Origin of the sequence: Limnohabitans sp. Rim8 (assembly GCF_945869175.1) — a bacterium.
Taxonomy (GTDB): Bacteria; Pseudomonadota; Gammaproteobacteria; order Burkholderiales; family Burkholderiaceae_C; genus Limnohabitans_A.
In genome coordinates this window covers 1-19845 of the sequence record NZ_CAMBNZ010000050.1, presented here as the reverse complement: position 1 = coordinate 19845, position 19845 = coordinate 1, and the positions used below count along the sequence as shown (strand labels likewise).

At 57.1% G+C, this 19845-nt stretch carries 16 protein-coding genes, 1 tRNA gene, 1 pseudogene and 1 other annotated feature; of the genes and pseudogenes, 5 read left to right on the top strand and 13 right to left on the bottom strand.

The window, feature by feature from the left end; translation table 11 throughout:
- From Q0O19_RS08915 to Q0O19_RS08895, 5 genes are all read right to left on the bottom strand, one after another.
- On the bottom strand, window positions 1–685 hold a 685-nt coding region (locus tag Q0O19_RS08915; RefSeq protein ID WP_295522130.1), incomplete at its 3' end, for a glycine--tRNA ligase subunit beta.
- Window positions 686–697: 12 nt separating this feature from the next.
- The gene (glyQ, locus tag Q0O19_RS08910; RefSeq protein WP_295522135.1) at window positions 698–1603 is read right to left on the bottom strand and encodes a glycine--tRNA ligase subunit alpha; all 906 of its coding nucleotides are present in this window, start codon (window positions 1601–1603) and stop codon (window positions 698–700) included.
- A 69-nt stretch (window positions 1604–1672) separates the two neighbouring features.
- Window positions 1673–3235 carry an apolipoprotein N-acyltransferase gene (lnt, locus tag Q0O19_RS08905; RefSeq protein WP_295522128.1) on the bottom strand — a complete coding sequence of 521 codons (1563 nt, stop codon included), beginning with the start codon at window positions 3233–3235 and terminating at the stop codon, window positions 1673–1675.
- Window positions 3232–4116 carry a transporter associated domain-containing protein gene (locus tag Q0O19_RS08900; RefSeq protein ID WP_295522125.1) on the bottom strand — a complete coding sequence of 295 codons (885 nt, stop codon included), beginning with the start codon at window positions 4114–4116 and terminating at the stop codon, window positions 3232–3234. The genes lnt and Q0O19_RS08900 overlap by 4 nt, the downstream gene beginning before the upstream one ends.
- Window positions 4117–4232: 116 nt before the next feature.
- Complete coding sequence (locus Q0O19_RS08895; protein ID WP_295522133.1) at window positions 4233–4853, bottom strand: GNAT family N-acetyltransferase; 621 nt, start codon at window positions 4851–4853, stop codon at window positions 4233–4235.
- 279 nt (window positions 4854–5132) lie between these two features.
- Here Q0O19_RS08895 and Q0O19_RS08890 point away from each other — a divergent pair, with 279 nt between their 5' ends.
- The 4 genes from Q0O19_RS08890 to Q0O19_RS08875 all read left to right on the top strand — a co-directional run bounded on the left by Q0O19_RS08890 (window position 5133) and on the right by Q0O19_RS08875 (window position 8952).
- Complete coding sequence (locus Q0O19_RS08890) at window positions 5133–6818, top strand: AMP-binding protein (RefSeq protein ID WP_295522122.1); 1686 nt, start codon at window positions 5133–5135, stop codon at window positions 6816–6818.
- Between the two features lie 19 nt (window positions 6819–6837).
- On the top strand, window positions 6838–7761 hold the full coding sequence (locus Q0O19_RS08885) for an MBL fold metallo-hydrolase (protein WP_295522119.1): 924 nt from the start codon (window positions 6838–6840) through the stop codon (window positions 7759–7761).
- 362 nt (window positions 7762–8123) lie between these two features.
- Window positions 8124–8417, top strand: a complete 294-nt coding sequence (locus tag Q0O19_RS08880; RefSeq protein ID WP_019425964.1) for an RNA-binding protein — start codon at window positions 8124–8126, stop codon at window positions 8415–8417.
- 316 nt (window positions 8418–8733) lie between these two features.
- Window positions 8734–8952: a hypothetical protein gene (locus Q0O19_RS08875; protein WP_295522113.1), complete on the top strand. Its 219-nt coding sequence runs from the start codon at window positions 8734–8736 to the stop codon at window positions 8950–8952.
- Window position 8953: 1 nt separating this feature from the next.
- On the opposite strand, the gene Q0O19_RS08870 is transcribed toward Q0O19_RS08875, so the two are convergent.
- A complete protein-coding gene (locus Q0O19_RS08870) occupies window positions 8954–9775 on the bottom strand; it encodes a flagellin (protein WP_295522111.1) in 822 nt (273 codons plus the stop codon).
- A 231-nt stretch (window positions 9776–10006) separates the two neighbouring features.
- Here Q0O19_RS08870 and Q0O19_RS08865 point away from each other — a divergent pair.
- Window positions 10007–10442, top strand: a pseudogene (locus tag Q0O19_RS08865) (IS3 family transposase); the annotation flags it as partial.
- Window positions 10123–10236: a sequence feature (AL1L pseudoknot), on the top strand. (Overlaps the previous pseudogene by 114 nt.)
- Window positions 10443–10575: 133 nt before the next feature.
- Here the strand turns inward: Q0O19_RS08865 and Q0O19_RS08860 are convergent.
- The 7 genes from Q0O19_RS08860 to rpoC all read right to left on the bottom strand — a co-directional run.
- Window positions 10576–10651: transfer RNA gene (locus Q0O19_RS08860), tRNA-Phe, on the bottom strand.
- Window positions 10652–10703: 52 nt separating this feature from the next.
- Window positions 10704–11363 (bottom strand): response regulator, encoded by a 660-nt coding sequence (locus Q0O19_RS08855; protein ID WP_295522108.1) that lies wholly within the window; start codon window positions 11361–11363, stop codon window positions 10704–10706.
- Window positions 11364–11383: 20 nt separating this feature from the next.
- Window positions 11384–13681, bottom strand: coding sequence for an ATP-binding protein (locus Q0O19_RS08850; RefSeq protein ID WP_295522106.1), 2298 nt, complete (start codon window positions 13679–13681; stop codon window positions 11384–11386).
- 1 nt (window position 13682) lies between these two features.
- On the bottom strand, window positions 13683–14204 hold the full coding sequence (locus Q0O19_RS08845) for a DUF4390 domain-containing protein (RefSeq protein WP_295522104.1): 522 nt from the start codon (window positions 14202–14204) through the stop codon (window positions 13683–13685).
- Window positions 14205–14277: 73 nt separating this feature from the next.
- The gene (rsmB, locus tag Q0O19_RS08840) at window positions 14278–15633 is read right to left on the bottom strand and encodes a 16S rRNA (cytosine(967)-C(5))-methyltransferase RsmB (RefSeq protein WP_295522100.1); all 1356 of its coding nucleotides are present in this window, start codon (window positions 15631–15633) and stop codon (window positions 14278–14280) included.
- Between the two features lie 19 nt (window positions 15634–15652).
- Window positions 15653–16198, bottom strand: coding sequence for a hypothetical protein (locus Q0O19_RS08835; protein WP_295522097.1), 546 nt, complete (start codon window positions 16196–16198; stop codon window positions 15653–15655).
- A gap of 104 nt (window positions 16199–16302) precedes the next feature.
- Window positions 16303–19845 (bottom strand): DNA-directed RNA polymerase subunit beta' (gene rpoC, locus Q0O19_RS08830; RefSeq protein WP_295522093.1); only part of this gene is annotated, 3543 nt, incomplete at its 5' end.

The window sequence follows — 19845 nt, the reverse complement described above, 5'->3', positions numbered from 1 at the left end:
TGAGCACTTCGTCGTATTGGTCGGCGTGCGACAAGACCACGGGCGAGACCTTGGCCTCAAAGCGGTGGCCTTGGGTGCTGTTGCCCGCGGTCAAGCCCAGCGCTTTGACCGGCACCACGGTGCTGCCGTGCAGCGCGATCAGGCTGTGCGCGGGGCGCACAAAGTTCACGCTGCTCCAGCCCGGCAGCTCACAGTCGGTTTCCAACTGGTACTGCATAACTTTGGGAATCGGCAGCTTGACCAGCGCTTCTTCCAAAGCGTTTTGCAGGCCTGCTTGCAGCGAAGCGCCTTTGACGATGCTGTCGTAAAACAGGGCTTCGGCTTTGCCATCGGGCGCACGCTTGAGGGCGGCCACGGCCGCAACCGGGTCGCTCACGTCAGCACCCAGGGCTTGCAGTTTTTTCAGCAGCGCGGGCGTGGCGTTGCCAGCCGCATCCAGGCCCACGGCCAGGGGCATCAGTTTTTGCTGCACGGCCTTGTCGGCACCTTGTGCCAGTACACCGGTCACATGCGCAGCGAGGCGGCGGGGCGAGGCAAAAGCCGTCACCACCGCGTCGGCCGCAGCCAGGCCCTGGGCCTTGAGTTGTTCAGCCAGCACGGCCGAAAAAGCTGCGCCAAGTTTGTTCAGCGCCTTCGGGGGCAGCTCTTCCACAAACAGTTCCACCAGCAAATTTTGTGTCGTCATGTCAGTTCTTCCTCACGCGGCTTTCTTGGGCATTTGAGCAACCCATTCACGCGGGGCCATCGGGAAGTCCAGACGTTCGCGGCTCTCGTAATAACTCTGGGCCACGCTGCGGGCCAGGTTGCGGATGCGGCCGATGTAAGCGGCGCGCTCGGTCACGCTGATCGCACCACGCGCGTCCAGCAAATTGAAAGTGTGCGCGGCTTTGAGCACCTGCTCATAGGCAGGCAAAGCCAGTTGCTGGACGGTCAGGTTTTGGGCTTGCTTTTCGTGGGCATTGAAGGCCACGAACAAGAAGTCTGCATCCGAATGCTCGAAGTTGTAGGCCGATTGCTCCTGCTCGTTTTGCAGGTACACGTCGCCGTAGCTCATGGTATCGGTCCATTGCAGGTTGTAGACATTGTCCACGCCCTGCAGGTACATGGCCAAACGCTCCAAGCCGTAGGTGATCTCACCGGTGATCGGCTTGCAGTCGATGCCCCCCACTTGCTGGAAGTAGGTGAACTGCGTGACTTCCATGCCGTTGAGCCAAACTTCCCAGCCCAAACCCCAGGCCCCCAAAGTGGGGTTTTCCCAGTCGTCTTCGACAAAGCGGATGTCGTTTTTCTTCAGATCAAAGCCCAGCGCTTCCAAGCTGCCCAAATAGAGCTCGAGGATGTTGCTGGGTGCTGGTTTCAAGACCACCTGAAACTGGTAATAGTGTTGCAGGCGGTTGGGGTTATCGCCGTAACGGCCATCTTTCGGGCGGCGGCTGGGCTGCACATAGGCAGCTTTCCACGGTTCAGGTCCGATGGCACGCAAGAACGTGGCGGTGTGGCTGGTGCCCGCACCGACTTCCATGTCGTAGGGCTGAAGCAGTGCACAGCCCTGCGCTTCCCAGTACTGCTGCAATTTGAGGATGATTTGCTGAAAGGTCAACATGGCCTGAGCGAAGCCAGCAGCGAGCTGGCCAAAGTTAGAGGGGCGCAAGCGGTGCGCGAACCTTCGATTTTAAGGCCTTTGACGCCGCCAAAGCGCCATCGCTACCACAGCGCCACACAAGACCCACAAGGGCCAAAGCCCCCATACTGACGCCCATTGGGCAAAGGGGGTCAAGCCATGGCGCCCCTCATACGTTCCCACCAGACTGCCCCGGGTAAAGCGTGGCAGCTCAGCGGTGACGCGTCCGCTGTGGTCGATGATGGCGGTGGCTCCGGTGTTGGTGGCTCGGAGCATGGGGCGACCGAGCTCCATGGCCCGCATGCGCGAAATGCTCAAGTGCTGGTCGACGGCCAAGGTGTCGCCAAACCAGGCGATGTTGCTCACATTCACCAAAGCCGTGGGCGCGGTGGCAGGATCTTTGAATCGGCGGGCCAGCTCTTCGCCAAACAGGTCTTCGTAGCAAACGTTGGGGGCCAGTCGCTGGCCTTGCCAAGTCAGGGAGGGCTGGTTCCAGCCACCCGACTTGAAGTCCCCTAAGGGAATGTTCATCATGCGGACGAACCAGACAAATCCAGGTGGCATGAACTCGCCAAAGGGCACCAGATGCGCCTTGTCATAGCGGTAAGCCGGCGTGCTTGCAGGCCCCATCGCCACCACCGAGTTGGTGTAACCCTCTGACAAACTGCCCAAAGGCGCACCCACCAAAGCCATGGCGCGATCTGACCGAGCGAAATGCTGTTGCAAGCCCGACCAATAAGCGCCAGGCAGATGCATGGGCAGCAAAGGAATGGCGGTTTCAGGGGCGACCACCAAAGCTTGCTGGCTGGCGCGCAAGCGTTCGTCGTACCACTGCAGCGCATCGCGGATGCCGCCGGCCATATCAAATTTGGCAGTTTGCGAAATATTGGCTTGCAACAACTCCACCTGCCCCAAGCCAGCCGAGGTCGTGAAAGCAGGCCCCCAGGCCTGCAACCCCCAAGACAACACACCCAAGCCCAACAAGGGCTTCAAAGCACGCACATGCCAACCCGACAAAGCCAGGCGCATGGCCAACCAGGCCGCCAGCGCGCCGATGCCATACACCCCCACCCAAGGCGCCCAGACGGACAGCATGCCGTCGATGTGCGCATAGCCTCCAGCGCCCCAAGGGAAACCGGTCAACCAACGCCCCCGCATTAACTCTGCCAAGGTCCACAGGGCGGCGAACAAGACACTGGCGGCACCTGGACGTGTGTCTAAAACCCCTCGCGCCAAAGCCACCCAAGCAGCACAAGCCGCAGCGTAATACAGCGCCAATGCGGCCGCCAAAGCCACAACCGCCAATGCAGCCAAGGGGGCCGACAATCCGCCCACATCGTGCATGGACACATACAGCCACCAAAAGCTGCCTGCCAACCAAGCGGTGGCGAACGCACCGCCAAAAACCGCGGCTTGCCCGAAAGATGAAGGTCTGAAAAAGCCCGGTCGCGCCATCTTGACCAAACCAGAGGCCAAGAGGATCAGGCTCAGGATTTGCAACCAAGCCTGCGCCTGGCCAGTGCCAGGCATCGCCATCGATGCCGCCTGAGCGGCACCCGCCAAAGCAGGCCACAAGATGCGCAGGCCGCGTTTTCGTTCGCGGCCGAGGCTCATGCTTGAGGCTCTGAAGTTGTCGCGGGCGACACCTTGAACCAACGCACAGCGCCCGCTCGGGTGTGCAAGACCACAAACTGCAACCCGGCCAAAACGTATTTCTCGCCACGTCGAGGCACATGGCCCATTTCATGCGCGATCAGACCGCCGATGGTGTCGAATTGGGGGCCCTCGCTATCCTCGCGGGCTTCTTGCAGGTTCACGCCGAAGGCTTCGCTCACCCGCTCGAGCGAAGTGTCGCCACTGACACGGAAACTGCGGTCGGGCAGGCCAAAAATATCGCCCTCGTCTTCCGCAATATCGAATTCGTCTTCGATCTCACCCACGATCTGCTCGAGCACATCTTCAATGGTGATCAGGCCTGCGGTACGGCCAAACTCGTCGATGACGATGGCCAAATGGTTGCGGTTGTCGCGGAACTGGCGCAAAAGATCGTTGAGGCCCTTGCTTTCAGGCACAAACACCGCAGGGCGCAGCAAGGCGCGGATGTTCAATTCAGGGGCCCGCTGCAATTTGAGCAAATCCTTGGCCAACAAAATGCCAATGATGTTTTCTTTGTCACCCTCAAACACAGGGAAGCGCGAGTGTGCAGTCTCAATCACCTGGTGCAGCAACTGGTCGAAAGGGTCTTCGATGTTCAGCAAATCCATCCGGGGAGCTGCCACCATCACATCGCCTGCTGTCATGTCGGCCATCCGGATCACACCCTCCAACATCAGGCGGCTCTCTGTGTTGATGATGTGGTTGTCCTCGGCCTCGGCCAAGGTTTCGATCAACTCATCGGTGGAGTCGGGTCCGGGGTGGATGAACTCGGCCAGTTTTTGCAGAAAACTTCGTTTGTCTTCGCGCTCAACAAATCGCGCAGGGTGGGGGTCGGACACAGTCAGGGTTGCAGGACATGCGGTTATAGCGAAGCCTCAAGGATAGCGGATTCAAATGACAACGCTTGCCCAGGCGCTCAACTCATCAATAAATAGATGGGCAGCCTCGCTGCGTCTCAAGGTCTTTGCGAGGTATGGCGCGCGTCGCGAACGCCTTGGCGAATCTCTTGCACAGTGGCCATCCATGCCCGAAACTGCTGGGCCTGGTTTTTCAACTGATAGTCCAACTCGGCCATTTGCTCTTGCATCAGTCCGCTGAACTGGCTGTCCAAGGTGGCTTCTGGCAAAGACAAATAAGCCTCGCTCTCGCTGCCATCGCGCTGCACCTTGGCGCCAGCGTGTCGGGCAATTTTGAGCATGGCCACGTTTTCGCTGAGGGCATGGATGAACAGCATGCTCACCCCTTGGTTACGGGCGTGCATGGCCGCATGGTTGAACAAACGTACACCCAAGCCTTTGCCTCTTTGGTGCGAAGAGACAGACACCCCAAACTCGGCACACGTGGCCCACTGCGGGTCGACCGAATAGGCCAGATGGGCCATGGCCACCAAAGCCAAACGGCGGTTGAACACCCCGAAAATTTCGTCCCGATCAAACCTCAAACCGGTCACATAACGCCCAATCTGCTCATCGGTGGCCGGATAACCAAACCGCAAGTAACGGTCTTCGGGCTTGAGCGTCAGCAAATGGGCCAAGATGCGAGGTTTGTGTCGCGGAGACAGGGAGCGGATCGGAATCCACCCGCTTTTGGCACCCTCTGCCCCAGACGTGGCCGTCTGCCAGGCCTGAACGGTTCCAACCCAGCGCAGCCAAAGGCGGCGCCAAAATCCTGGGCGAGCGGGTGCTTGTGAGTTCATTTGAATTAAGGGTTTGCCCTTATTTTGCACGCATTCATCAGGCCTTGTCAGTGCCTGGTATTTGTCGCCTTAGAGACCTTTTTGGGCCAGACTCAGGACTTGCCCGGTCACACCTTGCCGAGCAGGTGGCCACAATCGCCGGATCAAGGAGATTCGAAGATGGAACGTATTTGGCTGAAAAACTACCCTCCCGGCGTCCCTCACGACATCGACCCCAACCAATACAACAGCCTGACCGACATGCTGGAGTCGGCTTTCCGCACGCACGGTGGCAGTCCTTTTTCGGTTTGCATGGGCCGTTGGATGAGCTACAAAGAGTTGGATGCGCTGTCCAAAGCCTTGGGCGCTTGGCTGCAAAACCAAGGTTTGGCACCTGGCAGCCGGGTGGCCATCATGCTGCCCAACCTGCCGCAGTTCGCTGTGACCATGGCGGCTATCTTGCGCGCTGGCTACACCTGCGTGAACGTCAACCCGCTTTACACCGCACGCGAGTTGCAGCACCAACTGAAGGATTCAGGGGCCTGTGCCATTGTCATTTTGGAAAACTTTGCCTCGACCTTGCAAGAGGTGATCGAGCACACCGCTGTTCAGCAAGTGGTACTCGCATCGATTGGCGATTTGCTGGGTGCTTGGTACGGCCGCTGGATGACATTCGCTGTACGTCACCTCGCCAAAATGGTGCCAGAGTTCGAGTTGCCATTGGCGGGCGGGCGCAGCGTGACACCTTTCAAGAAAGCGATCTCCCAAGGCCGCCAACTGACCCTCAAGCCCACTCACCAAACCCTCGATGACATCGCGTTTTTGCAGTACACGGGCGGCACCACGGGTTTGTCCAAAGGCGCGGTCTTGACCCACCGCAACATTGTGGCGGCCATGCTGCAAGCCGAAGGGTGGTTCACCCCTGCCCTGGCCAGCGTGGGCGATCTGCGCAAAATCAACAGCATCGCGGCCTTGCCGCTCTATCACATCTTCGCTTTGACGATTTGTTTATTGGCCATCCGCCAAGGCTCGCACCTGACTTTGGTGCCCAACCCGCGGGACTTTGGCCAATTCATTGAAGTGCTCAAGCAGCGCCCCTTCCACATGTTGCCGGGCGTCAACACCTTGTTCAACGCCTTGATGCAACATCCGATGTTCAAGACGATTGATTTCTCATCTCTCAAACTCACACAAGCCGGTGGCATGGCGGCCTCGGAAGGTACGGCCAAGCATTGGCAGGCGGCCACGGGCAGCGCCATGATCGAAGGCTGGGGCATGAGCGAGACTTGTGCCATTGGCACCAACAACCCGGTCACGCAAACCCATTTCAGCGGCAACATTGGCTTGCCATTGCCCAGCATCGACATCGCCATCAAGGACGACGACGGGCAAAGCTTGCCCTTGGGCAGCTCGGGTGAGATTTGTATCCGTGGCCCCAACGTGATGTGGGGTTACTACAACCAACCCGAAGAAAACGCCAAAACCTTCACCCAAGATGGCTTCATGCGCACGGGAGACATCGGCATCATGGACCCGGAAGGCTTCACCCGCATCGTGGACCGAAAGAAGGACATGATCATCGTGAGCGGGTTCAATGTGTTCCCCAGCGAGCTGGAAAACGTCATCTCAACTTGCCCTGGTGTGGTGGAGTGCGCAGTGATTGGTCTTGCAGACAGCATGCAAGGAGAAACCATCAAAGTGTTTGTGGTGCGCAGCGACCCCTTGTTGACCGAAGAAGCCGTTTCACGCTTTTGCCATGACAACTTGACCGGTTACAAGCGACCCAAATACATCGAGTTCCGCGATGAATTGCCCAAATCCAACGTGGGCAAGATCTTGCGGCGAGAACTGCGCAGCAACAAGTAAATCCAAAATCCCTGAACGCATGAGTGCTGCCATCACCTTGCCAGAGGGCGTGACTGTTTTTGAGCGCGGCTGGTTGTCGGCCAACAACGTACTGATGTGTGACGAGCACAGCACCACCTTGATCGACAGCGGCTATGTCAGCCACCAAGCGCAAACCTTGGCTTTGGTCGAGAATGCCCTGCAAGGTCGTGCCCTGGACCAACTGGCCAACACGCACTTGCACAGCGATCATTGTGGCGGTAACCAAGCGCTGCAAGCACGCTACCCAGCAATGCACACTTGGATCCCGCCCGGCTTGGCACCGGAGATACAAGCTTGGCGTGAAGACGCATTGAGCTACAAGCCCACGGGACAAAACTGCCCACCCTTCACATTCACAGACTTGCTGCAACCGGGTGACTGCCACCGCTGGGGCAACATGGACTGGGAAGTCCACGCGGCCCCAGGCCACGATCCGCACTCGGTCATTTTGTTCGCGCCTGAGCACCGCTTGTTGATGTCGGCCGATGCCCTGTGGCAAAACGGCTTTGGCGTGGTCTTCCCAGAGTTGGTGGGCATTGCCGCTTTTGATGAAGTGGCCCAAACTCTGGACCTGATCGAGCGGCTCCATCCGGCCATCGTCATTCCCGGACATGGGGCTGTTTTCAGCGAGCTCGCCCCTGCCTTGTCATTGGCCCGCAGCAAGCTGGCTGCTTTTGCGCAAAACCCCGAGCGTCATGCCCGGTATGGCACCAAGGTCTTGCTCAAATTCAAATTGCTGGAATGGGGGCGTATCTCCAAAACCGATTTTTGCGACTGGGCCCTGCAAGTGCCCTATTTGAACGACCTGCACCAACGCTTTGGGCAAGGCCATGATGTGTTCACTTGGCTGGACATGATGCTCGCCGAACTGGCGCGCAGTGGGGCAATGGAAATACGCGATGGCATGCTGCACGACGCCTGAGTGGGTCCTTTAAAACCAATTGAAATAAAAATATTGATTTTTATTTCAATTGGGAATAAAATAAATCTATCTATTTCTTCTGAGCATCGCGCAAGTGACGGATCACGCCAGCCTGTTCGCTGAATCGATCCACAGCGAACCGTGTACCTTGTTGAGCGGCAAGGGATGCCTTATTTCTCTCCAGCTCTGCGTTGCCCCTGGATGGCGCCCAATCCAAGCAGCCACACCCCAACGCCCCCCATGAATGTCCGGACGCCGTCAGGCTTCACACTTTTTCCGGTGGAATCTTTCCAGAAACCACCTTTTCCTGCATGCAGTGTTTGCACTCAAACCTGCACGCTATCTCTCTGAAAGGCTCAACCATGAGCAGCAAAATTTACGTGGGCAACTTGCCTTACACCATTGACGACGCCAGCTTGCGTCAGAATTTCTCTGAATTTGGCGGCGTTTTGTCAGCCAAAGTCATGATGGACCGCGACACGGGCCGCTCCAAAGGTTTTGCCTTTGTGGAAATGTCCAGCGCCGAAGAAGCTCAAGCCGCCATCACCGGCCTGAACGGCATGTCGGTCAGCGGTCGCTCCATCGTCGTCAACATTTCCAAACCCAAAGAGCCAAGCACTGGCTACGGCAGCGGTTACCGCGACACCCGCAACTGATCTTTTCGGTTGACCATGAAAAAAGCCGCTCTTGAGCGGCTTTTTCTTGGGTTGTTATTTCTCGGCGGTACAAACAGAAAAACCGTCGGTACTTTCGCACCGACGGTTTTTGTTTGGTGGCCTGGGGCAGAATCGAACTGCCGACACGCGGATTTTCAACGCAGTCGGCAGGTAATTTTCCTATGCAAATCAATGACTTATCTAGAACTGCCAGCGCGGGGCTGGCGTCACCCCTTTAAAAGATTCTGCGAAAAAAAGGCCTCAAGATTTCCCTGCCGGTGCCGATTCTGTTTACATCCACAGAAAGGTCATCTCCATGATCATCGAGCGGGTCGCGCTGGACAGCATTCGGTTGCATCCCCACATCACCACTTTGTCATCGCTCGAAATCGGCGAGAGCATCTTCTGCTCGGAATTCAAGCAGGCACAAAGCCTGCGCGCCTTGTCTTACTACATGATCCGGTCCAGGAACATGGACCGCAAATTCACCTTCCGCAAGATGGACCGCGGCTGGCGCATCATCCGGGTGCAATGAATCAGGCGAACACCGACTTGAGCAAATAGGTCACCAATTCCTTGTTCATGGTCTGCGATTGGGCCAGCATGGCCGTGGCAGCGTCGCGCTGGATTTGGGCAGAAGCGAGGTTGGCCGTCTCCTGGGCCAGGTCGGCGTTCATGATCTGGCCATAGGCCGTCGAGTAATTGGTGATGTTGCTGGTCGCCAGATTGCTCTGGAAGTCCAGCACATTTTCCATGGCCCCGATGTAGGACTGGTAGTTGGTGATGGTGTCCATGGCATCGTCGATCAAGCCCACCGACGTGGTGGCGTTCGCGGAACTGGCGACACTCAAACTGGTCAGTGACAAAGAAGACACCGTCATTTGTTCCAGGCTCAAACTGGTGGAGTCCCCCGAGTTGATGCCGCTTTGGATGGTCTTGGTGGACGCGCTGCTCATGAGCGAATCGCCACCCCAGACCGCGTTGTCGGCAACACTGTCGATCGACTCTAGGTATTCATCGACCAGGGTTTGGTACATGGTCCGGTCGGCGGTCGCCAAAGTGCCCTCGGACGCGACGGCAGCCACCCGCAAGGCGGTGAGGGCCTCCACCATTTGCGTCAAGGAATCGTCCACCACCTGCACGATGCCGGTGCCTTGACTGATGTTGTCCAAGACTTTCGAGAATGAGCCCACTTGTACTTTGAGTTTGTTGGCGACACCCAAGCCCACCGGGTCGTCGGCTGCTCTGTTGACACGCAAACCGCTGCTGATCCGTTCCGAGGCTTTGGTGGCCGCGGCTTGGGCAGAGCGGATGCCCATCATGGCCGTCAAGGTGTTTTGGTTCGAGCTGATTTGCATGGCGGCGACTCCTGGTCTGAAATGGAAGCGGCAATTTTTTGCCGCTGGTGCCAACGATAAGTGCACGGCGCAGCATTTGGGAAAACTTTAGGCTGGTTTTCACCATTTGCACCATTTGCACGATTTACACTTGCCAAGGCTAAAGTTTTTCATCCTAGAGTTTGGTAGCACGACACAGGCACCCGCCCTGGACTGAATCGTCCCGGTTTTTGAGGAGGCTCCACACTTTGAGAATTTGACGAAGGTATGCACGATGGCGTCAGCTCTGACGAGAGGGCCCGCATCAAAAGTTTGGAGCGTGAAGTCAAAGAACTTCGCAATGCCAACGAAATCCCCAAGCAAGCGAGTGCGTTTTTGCCCAGGCGAAGCTCGACCGCCGACTCAAGTCCTGAGGGATTTTGTTGATCAAAACCGCAAGGCCTATGGGGTCGCGCATTTGCAACGTGCTGCAAATCACCCCGTCTGAAGTGGCCCGCTGTAAGGTCGAACGGCTCATGAAACGGATGGACTTGCACGGCGTTCGCCGGAGCAAGGTCATCCGCACGACAGCCCCAGACAAGGCGCGGTCGCATGCCCCTTGGACCGGGACCATCGCCAGTTCAAAGCAGACCGTCCTGACCAGCTTTGGGTGTCAGACTTGACCTACGTCCAGACTTGTCAGGGCTGGGAATAACAGTTAGGGGAGGGGCAACGTATGGGTAGGAAAACCACAGCTTTTGCCGCAGAAGCGTTCAGCAGAACGTGCGACAACTGTGCAATAAAAAAGCGCAGCACGGTTTCCCGTTGCTACGCTTGCTATATGGTGGCCTGGGACGGAATCGAACCATCGACACGCGGATTTTCAATCCGCTGCTCTACCAACTGAGCTACCGGGCCAAGGCGTAAATTATAGCAGGCTTATCTGTTCATTTGGAAGGCGCAAACGAAATCAGCCGACTCGCTTGCTGCGAGACAAATCAACTCCGAGCTGCTTGAGTTTTCTGTAAAGGTGCGTGCGTTCAAGGCCCGTTTTTTCGGCCACTTTGGTCATGGAACCCGATTCGTGTGCCAGGTGGAATTCGAAATAGGCTTTCTCAAACGCGTCTCGCGCCTCACGCAAAGGGCGGTCCAAATCAAAGGTTTGCGCGACCTCAAGCGCAGCGCTGAGGACGTCCCCGCTGACCGCCGACGAAGCCACCGCCACCGTTTGCGACAGACTTGCAGCGCTGATGGCCTGTTTGACTTGGTCGCGAGCCAAACCTTGCTCGACTGCAGAGAGCAATTTTTGCAAAGTGATGGGTTTTTCAAGAAAAGCCTGCGCGCCAATTTTGACGGCATCCACCGCCGTGTCGATGGTGGCGTGCCCACTCATCATGATGACCGGCATGTTGAGCAAGCCTGTGGTCGCCCATTCTTTCAAGAGGCTCACACCATCGGTATCGGGCATCCAGATGTCCAGCAGAACCAGATCGGGGCGCATGCGCTGCCGCGACTCGCGCGCCATGGCGGCATTCTCAGCCAACTCCACTTGATGGCCTTCATCAAACAAGATTTCTGAGAGCAGGTCACGTATGCCCAACTCGTCATCAACCACCAAAATATTTGCCATAGTGTCTGTCTTGTCTCTGTTCAAGGCGTGGGTGCTTGCGAGCGGCCCATCGTGGAATACAAGGCGAATGATAACGAGACTTGAGCCCCTTGGATTTCGCCAGCCTCAAGCACGTTACCCAGTTCAATTTTTGCCGCATGGTCATCGGCGATTTTTTTGACCACTGCCAAGCCCAAACCCGTGCCTTTGGCCTTGGTGGTGACATAGGGTTCGAATGCGCGCTTGAGAATATTGGGCTCAAAACCAGGGCCCGTATCGGTCACGGTCAAACGAACCCGTTGGCGCGAAGTATTCCACTCGGTACGCAAAACCACACGTGCGTTTTGTGGCAGCAGCCCCTTGATCTCGCAGGCGTCTTGTGCATTTTGCAACAGGTTGTGAATGACCTGCCTGAGTTGTTGGTCGTCCCCCATGATGCATGGGCATTCAGCGTCAAGCTCTGTGACGACCACAGCACGGCGCTCATGATCGGTCGGCTCGTTCGCATACAAGACCATCAATTCGGCCACCAAGTCATTCAGTTGCACAGGCTTCAACTCCGCAGATGGCAAACGGGCATAGTCACGAAATTCATTGACCAAGCGCTTCATGGAGTCCACCTGATCCACGATCGTTTTGACCGATTTGTGGAGCACAGCGTCATCTTGCGCATCCAGTTTGCCTGTGAGTTTTTTCTGTAGCCGTTCAGCCGAGAGTTGGATCGGGGTCAGTGGATTTTTGATTTCGTGCGCCAAGCGCCTGGCCACTTCGCCCCAAGCTTGCGCACGCTCAGCTGAGACAATTTCAGAAATGTCGTCAAACACCAATAGCCTCATGCCATCAGGCAACAAAGCACCGCGGGCCAATAAGGTGACCCCTGCCTCTGACAAGCCTTGACCTGTTGCATGGATCTCAAACGATTTTTGCCAATGGTCGAGTTCGTGCGCATCTTTGTCCAGTCGAAGCCCTGCAAATTGCTCGGCCACGTCATTGGCAAAATGCGCCAATGCCGGCAAATTGAGCAATGGCTGTCCTTGATAAGCGGCCACTGGCACCCGCAAAATGCGTGTAGCCCCGGGATTGGTCGACTGGATCACCCCCTGTTCATCCAGCACCATGACCCCTGCGGTCAAGTTGTCCAAGATGGTTTGCAGGTTACCCCGCGCAGTGTCCAACTGCACCAAGCTGCGCTGCTCGTGGGTTCGGGCATCGAGCAATTGCTGCGTCATGTCGGCAAATGAGCGCGTCAAACCGCCCAATTCATCTTTGCCTTGCAAGGCCAACTTGGGCGTCAAATCTCCAGACGCCACCTGACGCATGCCCAGCGCCAACAACAATAAAGGGCGCGCCAGTTGATTGCCCAGCACCACAGCCAACAAAATGGCCCCCAACACCGCCAGAAAAAGGCTCAGTGTCAAAGTGCCGATGTACATGCGGCGCAAGCCATCGCGGGCCAAGGCCCGCTCTTGGTACTCGCGATAGGCTGCTTGCACCTCCAGCGCGTTGTTGACCAACGTGGGCGGTAGTTCTTGTGTCAACTGTAACAAGCGACGGTCTTCGTCAAATGAGAGGCCTTTTTGGGGCAGCAGGACCAACACTTTGATGCGACCCTTGTCTGCGCCGGGAGCGCTGTCGTCAAACCCTTCCACCCATTCGACCCGACCTTTTTGACGCGCATCCTTGATTTGCTGCGTGGGTGGACGCTCAGGGCGAATTTGAAATCTGGACTGCCCAGCGCTGGCCACCATGCGTCCACTGGTGGTCCACAGCACAGCATCGCTGACGCCAAGTTGCTCTCTCATTTTTTCCAGAGCAATACCGGCGCTGACATCGGCCACGTCACTCAACTGCGTGGCGGCAACACCCGCTTGCTTGGACAAATCCGAGCTCAGGGTGTCCAATGTAGCCCGCCCCAAATTGAGGCCAGCCACCAAGGCGGCCTCCACCTTGACATCGAACCAGCTTTCAATGGATCGCGAGACAAATTGGTAGGACACCACATAAATCAGCAAGCCAGGAATCACGCCCACCAAAGCAAAAATACCGGCCAGTTTTACCAGCAAGCGGGCGCCAAATTGACCGCGCTTGAGCCGAAGCAACAGTCGGATGGCTCCCCACAAGATGGTGACCAACAAACCACTGGCCACAATGGCATTGACCAAGGCCAACCATTCGTAATTTTGGTTGTAGCTTTCCCGGTTGCCCGTGGCTTGGGTCATCAACACCAGCAAACCCAAGCCAATCACCACCACGGCCACTGAACCCAAGCCCAACAACCAACGGCTGGTGCGTGAAGCCGCCTGGACTTGTTGCTTGGATCGCTTGTTGAAACCCTGCATTTCAGCGCACCATGTCAGCGTTCATCCGAATTTGCTTGGCAACGCTCAAGGTCCATTCGGCCTGATTGCCCGCTGCGATTTGAAACGGGCGCGGCAGCTGAGAGATGTCCAACCAAAACCGGTAAGAAATGTATTGGCGTGCATCCAGAGACACATCCGCCATCTCGGCGACTTTCCAACCGGTTTGACGTCGGATCACAGCCAAAGCATCGGGCAGATTTTCGAAGCTTTGTGAAATACTTCCGGCCAGGCCCGCACCTGAAATCGGCTCATTGGAGACGTTCAAACGCCAACGGCGTGTCAGCGGCTGAAAAGCCAATCGGTAGTAGCGGCTGGCCGTCCCCACTTTGCGGTCAGACCAATACCAGCGCTCACGCATGACATCGGCTTCCGCCACAAAATGGACAGCCAGACCTTTGATCAGGGCATCTTCAACGGCGGGCGACAACTCCAGCTTGAGCTGGGCTGTTAAATAGAGCGCAGCATCCCGTCGCTCGGCGCGCAACTCTGTCAGTTCTGCCACAGAGCTCTGTGCCCAAACCGAAGACGCAGCCATAAGCCAGGCCCCCAGGGCCCAGCCAAGCCATCGCCCGAATTCAAACCCGGTGCTTTTCCAGCAGTGCGTAATAAAACCCATCGTGTTCACCCAAGGGATTGTGATCGACTGGAAGGCCTGCGGGGAGCCGCCCAGGTATCAAATGTCCTGGCGAGGGCAGTAAATGGGCTTCTGTGTTGCGTTGAAGAAACGCTTGCACCCCCTCGTCGCCTTCGGCCTTGAACAGCGAACAGGTGCAATACAGCATGCGCCCGCCGGGTTTGAGCAAAGGCCACAGCGCCTTGAGCAGCTTGGCCTGAGTTTTGGCCAGCTGGCCGCTGTCGCTCGGTCGGCGCAACCAGCGCACATCCGGGTGTCTGCGGACAATGCCGGATGCCGTGCACGGCGCGTCCAACAAGATGGCATCCCAAAGCTGACCGTCCCACCATGTCTCAGGCTGCCCTGCATCGGCAGCCAGCACTTGGGCTGGTACCCCCAAGCGTTGCAGGTTTTGATGAATGCGCTCGCAGCGCGAAGCATCGACATCCAATGCGAGCACATGGGCATGGGGGTACATCTCAAGCAAATGCCCTGTTTTTCCTCCTGGCGCAGCACAAGCGTCCAGAATTCGCCATTCCGCTGCGCTGTCCATACCCTGCATCAACAAGGGGGCGGCCAATTGCGCAGCGGCATCTTGCACCGACACATGGCCCGCAGAAAATCCAGGCAACTGGTGCACTGGCAATGCTTTGCTCAGCTGCAATCCTTGAGCCCCTACAGCTTGGGATGACACACCCATTGCATCCAACAGGTCTTGGTATTCGGCCACACTGTGGTGCCGCGTGTTGACCCGAAGTGTCATGGGCGCAGGTGTTTGGGCCACCAACAAAAGGGACTGCCAATCGTAAGGGTGATCCACCTGCAAACGCTCTACCCACCAGCGTGGGTGATTCCATTGCGCTTGCGGGTCAGTGTCTGTGCGCAAGACCAACGCCTCACGCTCACGCATGAAACGTCGCAAGCATGCGTTGACAAACCCGCTTTGGGCTTGTGTGGTGCGTTGTTGGCGGGCAGCCTCGACCGCTTGATTGACCAAGGTATGAATCGAGTACGCCGCATCGGCATCGGTCCAACACAAAGCCAAGGCACTGCAGAGCAAGGCATCGACAGCGGGGGGCGGTGTTTTTCTGGCCAGAAGCTGTCTTAAAGCCGTGGCACGGCCCAATTGCCTCAGTACTTGAAAACTCAGGGCTTGAACACCTGGCCTCAGCTCAGCAGGCAAACTTTCCAGCTGCGCCGTCAGTGATCGTCCTTGCCGGGTAGCCTGCACGGCGGTTGCAGTGGCTTGAAGCAAACGCCACAGTGGCGCTGACTGCCCCTGAGCGGTATGGACTGGATTCGAGTCGTGTTGGTTCATTGTTGCTCTCAGACCGGACTCAGCTGGCATTCACCGACAAATCCATTTTGGTCGCGGGCTGAAGACCCAAGCGCCTGGCCAGCCAAGCCGCGGGCTGCATGGTCAATGCCTCGTTGTAGGAAGCCACCGCCACATGGTAGGGAATCAGCGCTGCAGGCAATGTTTGCCGCATTCGGCTCAACGCGATTTCCAAATCGGGCTTGACCGCCTCGTTGTCTTTTTGCAGCAACGCACGAATTTCGAGCACCACTTTTTGGTGCAGTGCCAACACCTGCTTTTGACCCTCGGCGGCCAAAGGCTGCAAACGCGCTTGGAGCAATGCTTCCATCAACTCGTCACAAGCCGATTGCAAGGCTTGCAACTCGCCATCACCATCGAACGATGTCACCAACGATTGGCGTGCTGCAATGCCGCCTTGCAGCCGCACCAGCAAACGCAACCAAACAGCATCGACGCTTCCCCATTGGCGAATGACTTCGGCACGCAATCGCACCAAACGATTGTGAGCGCCAACCGCCCAAAACAAGGCTATGGCCATCAACACGCCAAAGATCAACACGTCCATGCTTTTACCTTTGTTGTACCTTCACAGTAAAAAAACAGCCCCTGACCGCGAAACGGTGCAGGGGCTGTTCACATCGTTCACCTGTCAAAGGGTGAACGCATCACTCAGACGGCTTCGCCGGCATCGGTGACGGTGTCTTCGGTTGACTCGCCAGCCAGGTCCGCTGCTTCGGCATCGGCAATGGCTTTGCGCTCAGCGTCGTCCATGGCGTCCTTGACGGCACGGGCCTTGTGATAAGCCAAGCCCGTTCCTGCAGGAATCAAACGACCCACGATCACGTTTTCCTTCAGACCCCGTAACTCGTCGCGCTTGCCCATGATGGCCGCTTCAGTCAACACTCGGGTCGTTTCCTGGAAGGAAGCAGCCGAGATGAACGAGTCGGTCGACAAAGAGGCCTTGGTGATACCCAACAACAAGTTGCTGAACGTCGCTGGGATCTTGCCTTCGCGCTGCAATGCATCGTTGGTGTTGAGCATTTCGGAACGCTCAACCTGCTCACCTGAGATGTAAGTGGAGTCACCGATGTTCTCCACCACCACACGGCGCAGCATCTGACGAACAATCACTTCGATGTGCTTGTCGTTGATCTTCACGCCTTGCAAGCGGTAAACGTCCTGCACTTCGTCCACGATGTATCTGGCCAGCTCTTCGATACCCAGCAAGCGCAAGATGTCTTGTGGGTCGGCTGGGCCGTCCACAATGCTTTCGCCCTTGTTGACCACTTGGCCTTCGTGCACCAGGATGTTCTTCTCCTTGGGGATCAGTTCATCCCAGACCTTGCCTTCAGGGTCTGTGATCTGCAGGCGGACCTTGCCTTTGGTCTCTTTACCAAATGACACGGTGCCGGTAATCTCTGCGAGCATGCCCTTGTCTTTGGGGGTACGGGCTTCGAACAGTTCGGCCACACGTGGCAAACCGCCGGTGATGTCTCGTGTTTTCTGACCTTCGACCGGGATACGTGCCAAGACTTCGCCTGGGCCTACATCCATGCCGTCGCGCACCTGGATCAGCGAGCCGATTTGGAAACCGATGGTCACCGAGTGATCGGTACCAGGAATCTTGACTTCTTTGCCCGCTGCATCGATCAACTTCACCTGAGGACGAATGACCTTGGCTGCACCACGGCGCTTGGGGTCTATGACCACCAAGGTCGACAAACCTGTGACTTCGTCCAGCTGCTTGGCCACAGTCAAGCCTTCTTCGACGTTCTCGAACTTCACCTGACCCGCAAATTCCGTGATGATCGGGCGGGTCAGTGGGTCCCAGTTGGCCAAAATCGTGCCCGCCTTGATGGTCTGGTCGGCCTTGATGGACAAAATCGCACCATAAGGCACCTTATGACGCTCACGCTCACGTCCGTGCTCACTGATCACGATTTCGCCAGAACGTGAAATCACCACCAACTCGCCTTTGGTGTTGGTCACATAACGCATCGTGGCGTTGAAGCCAATGGTGCCGTTGGACTTGGCTTCCACGCTGGAGGCCACCGCTGCACGCGACGCGGCACCACCAATGTGGAAGGTCCGCATGGTCAACTGGGTACCAGGTTCACCGATGGATTGCGCAGCAATCACACCCACGGCTTCGCCACCGTTGACCAAGCCACCACGGCCCAGATCGCGGCCATAGCACATGGCGCACAAACCAAAGCGGGTTTCGCAGGTCAGCGCCGTGCGGACCTTGACTTCGTCGACGCCAGCCAATTCAAGTTCATCGATCAGGTCTTCGTCGAGCATCACGCCAGCAGCAGCCAAGACAGAACGGTTTTCGGGGTGTAGCACATCATCGGCCACGGTACGGCCCAAGATACGGTCGCGCAGAGATTCGATCACTTCACCGCCCTCAACAATGGCGCGCATCAGCGAACCATCAGCCGTGCCGCAATCGAGCTCGGTCACCACCAAGTCTTGAGTCACATCCACCAGGCGACGGGTCAGGTAACCCGAGTTGGCGGTCTTCAAAGCCGTGTCGGCCAGACCTTTACGTGCACCGTGGGTGGAAATAAAGTACTGCAACACATTCAGACCTTCACGGAAATTCGCCGTGATGGGGGTCTCAATGATCGAGCCATCTGGTTTGGCCATCAAGCCACGCATGCCAGCCAACTGGCGAATCTGCGCTGCAGAGCCACGTGCACCGGAGTCGGCCATCATGTAAATCGAATTGAACGATTCCTGATCGACTTCGTTGCCATGGCGATCGATGGTGCGCTCTTTGCGCAACTGGTCCATCATCACTTTGGAGACGACGTCACCGGCTTTGCCCCAGATGTCCACCACCTTGTTGTAACGCTCGCCTGAGGTCACCAGACCGGAGACGTATTGCTGCTCGATGTCTTTGACTTCTTTTTCAGCGGCTTCAATGATGGCTGGCTTCTCAGGGGGAACCAGCATGTCATCGATGCCGATCGAGATACCGGCACGTGTGGCCAAACGGAAACCGTTTTGCAACAGTTTGTCGGCAAACACCACGGTCTCTTTCAAACCGCACTTGCGGAAAGAAGTGTTGATCAGCTTGGAAATCTCTTTCTTCTTCAAAGCCTTGTTCAGGTTCGAGAAAGGCAGGCCTTTAGGCAAAATTTCCGACAACAATGCACGGCCCACAGTGGTCTCCACCATCGACACGGACGAGGTGAACTCACCAGTCACTTTGTCTTTGGTCCACTCGGTCATGCGCACGTTGATTTTGGCTGCCAACTCCACCGCATCGGCGTCCAAAGCGCGCTGAACTTCGCCGATGTCGGAGAAGATCAGGCCTTCGCCTTTGCCGTTGATGCGGTCGCGTGTGGCGTAGTAAAGACCCAACACCACGTCTTGCGACGGAACAATGGACGGCTCGCCAGATGCAGGGAACAAGATGTTGTTCGAAGCCAGCATCAAGGTGCGGGCTTCCATCTGGGCTTCCACCGACAAAGGCACGTGAACGGCCATTTGGTCACCGTCGAAGTCGGCGTTGAAGGCCGCACAAACGAGGGGGTGCAACTGAATGGCTTTGCCTTCGATCAGCAAAGGCTCAAACGCCTGGATACCCAAACGGTGCAGCGTAGGCGCTCGGTTAAGCATCACCGGGTGCTCTTTGATGACCTCTTCCAGGATGTCCCACACCACGGGGGTGCCGGCTTCAACTTCCTTCTTGGCCGCCTTGATGGTGGTCGCGATGCCCATGGCTTCGAGACGCGCAAAGATGAAGGGCTTGAACAGCTCGATGGCCATCAACTTGGGCAAACCGCACTGGTGCAGTTTGAGGGTTGGACCCACGGTGATGACGGAACGACCGGAGTAGTCCACGCGCTTGCCCAGCAAGTTTTGGCGGAAACGGCCGCTCTTGCCTTTGATCATGTCGGCCAAAGACTTCAGAGCACGCTTGTTGGCGCCGGTCATGGCCTTGCCGCGACGACCGTTGTCCAGCAAGCTGTCCACGGCTTCTTGCAGCATGCGCTTTTCGTTGCGCGCAATGATCTCGGGGGCCTTCAACTCCAGCAAACGGCGCAGACGGCTGTTGCGGTTGATGACGCGGCGGTAGAGGTCGTTCAGATCGGAGGTGGCAAAGCGACCGCCATCCAGCGGCACCAGGGGACGCAAGTCCGGCGGCAACACAGGCAACACTTCGAGCACCATCCAGCCGGGCTTGATGCCCGACTTCTTGAA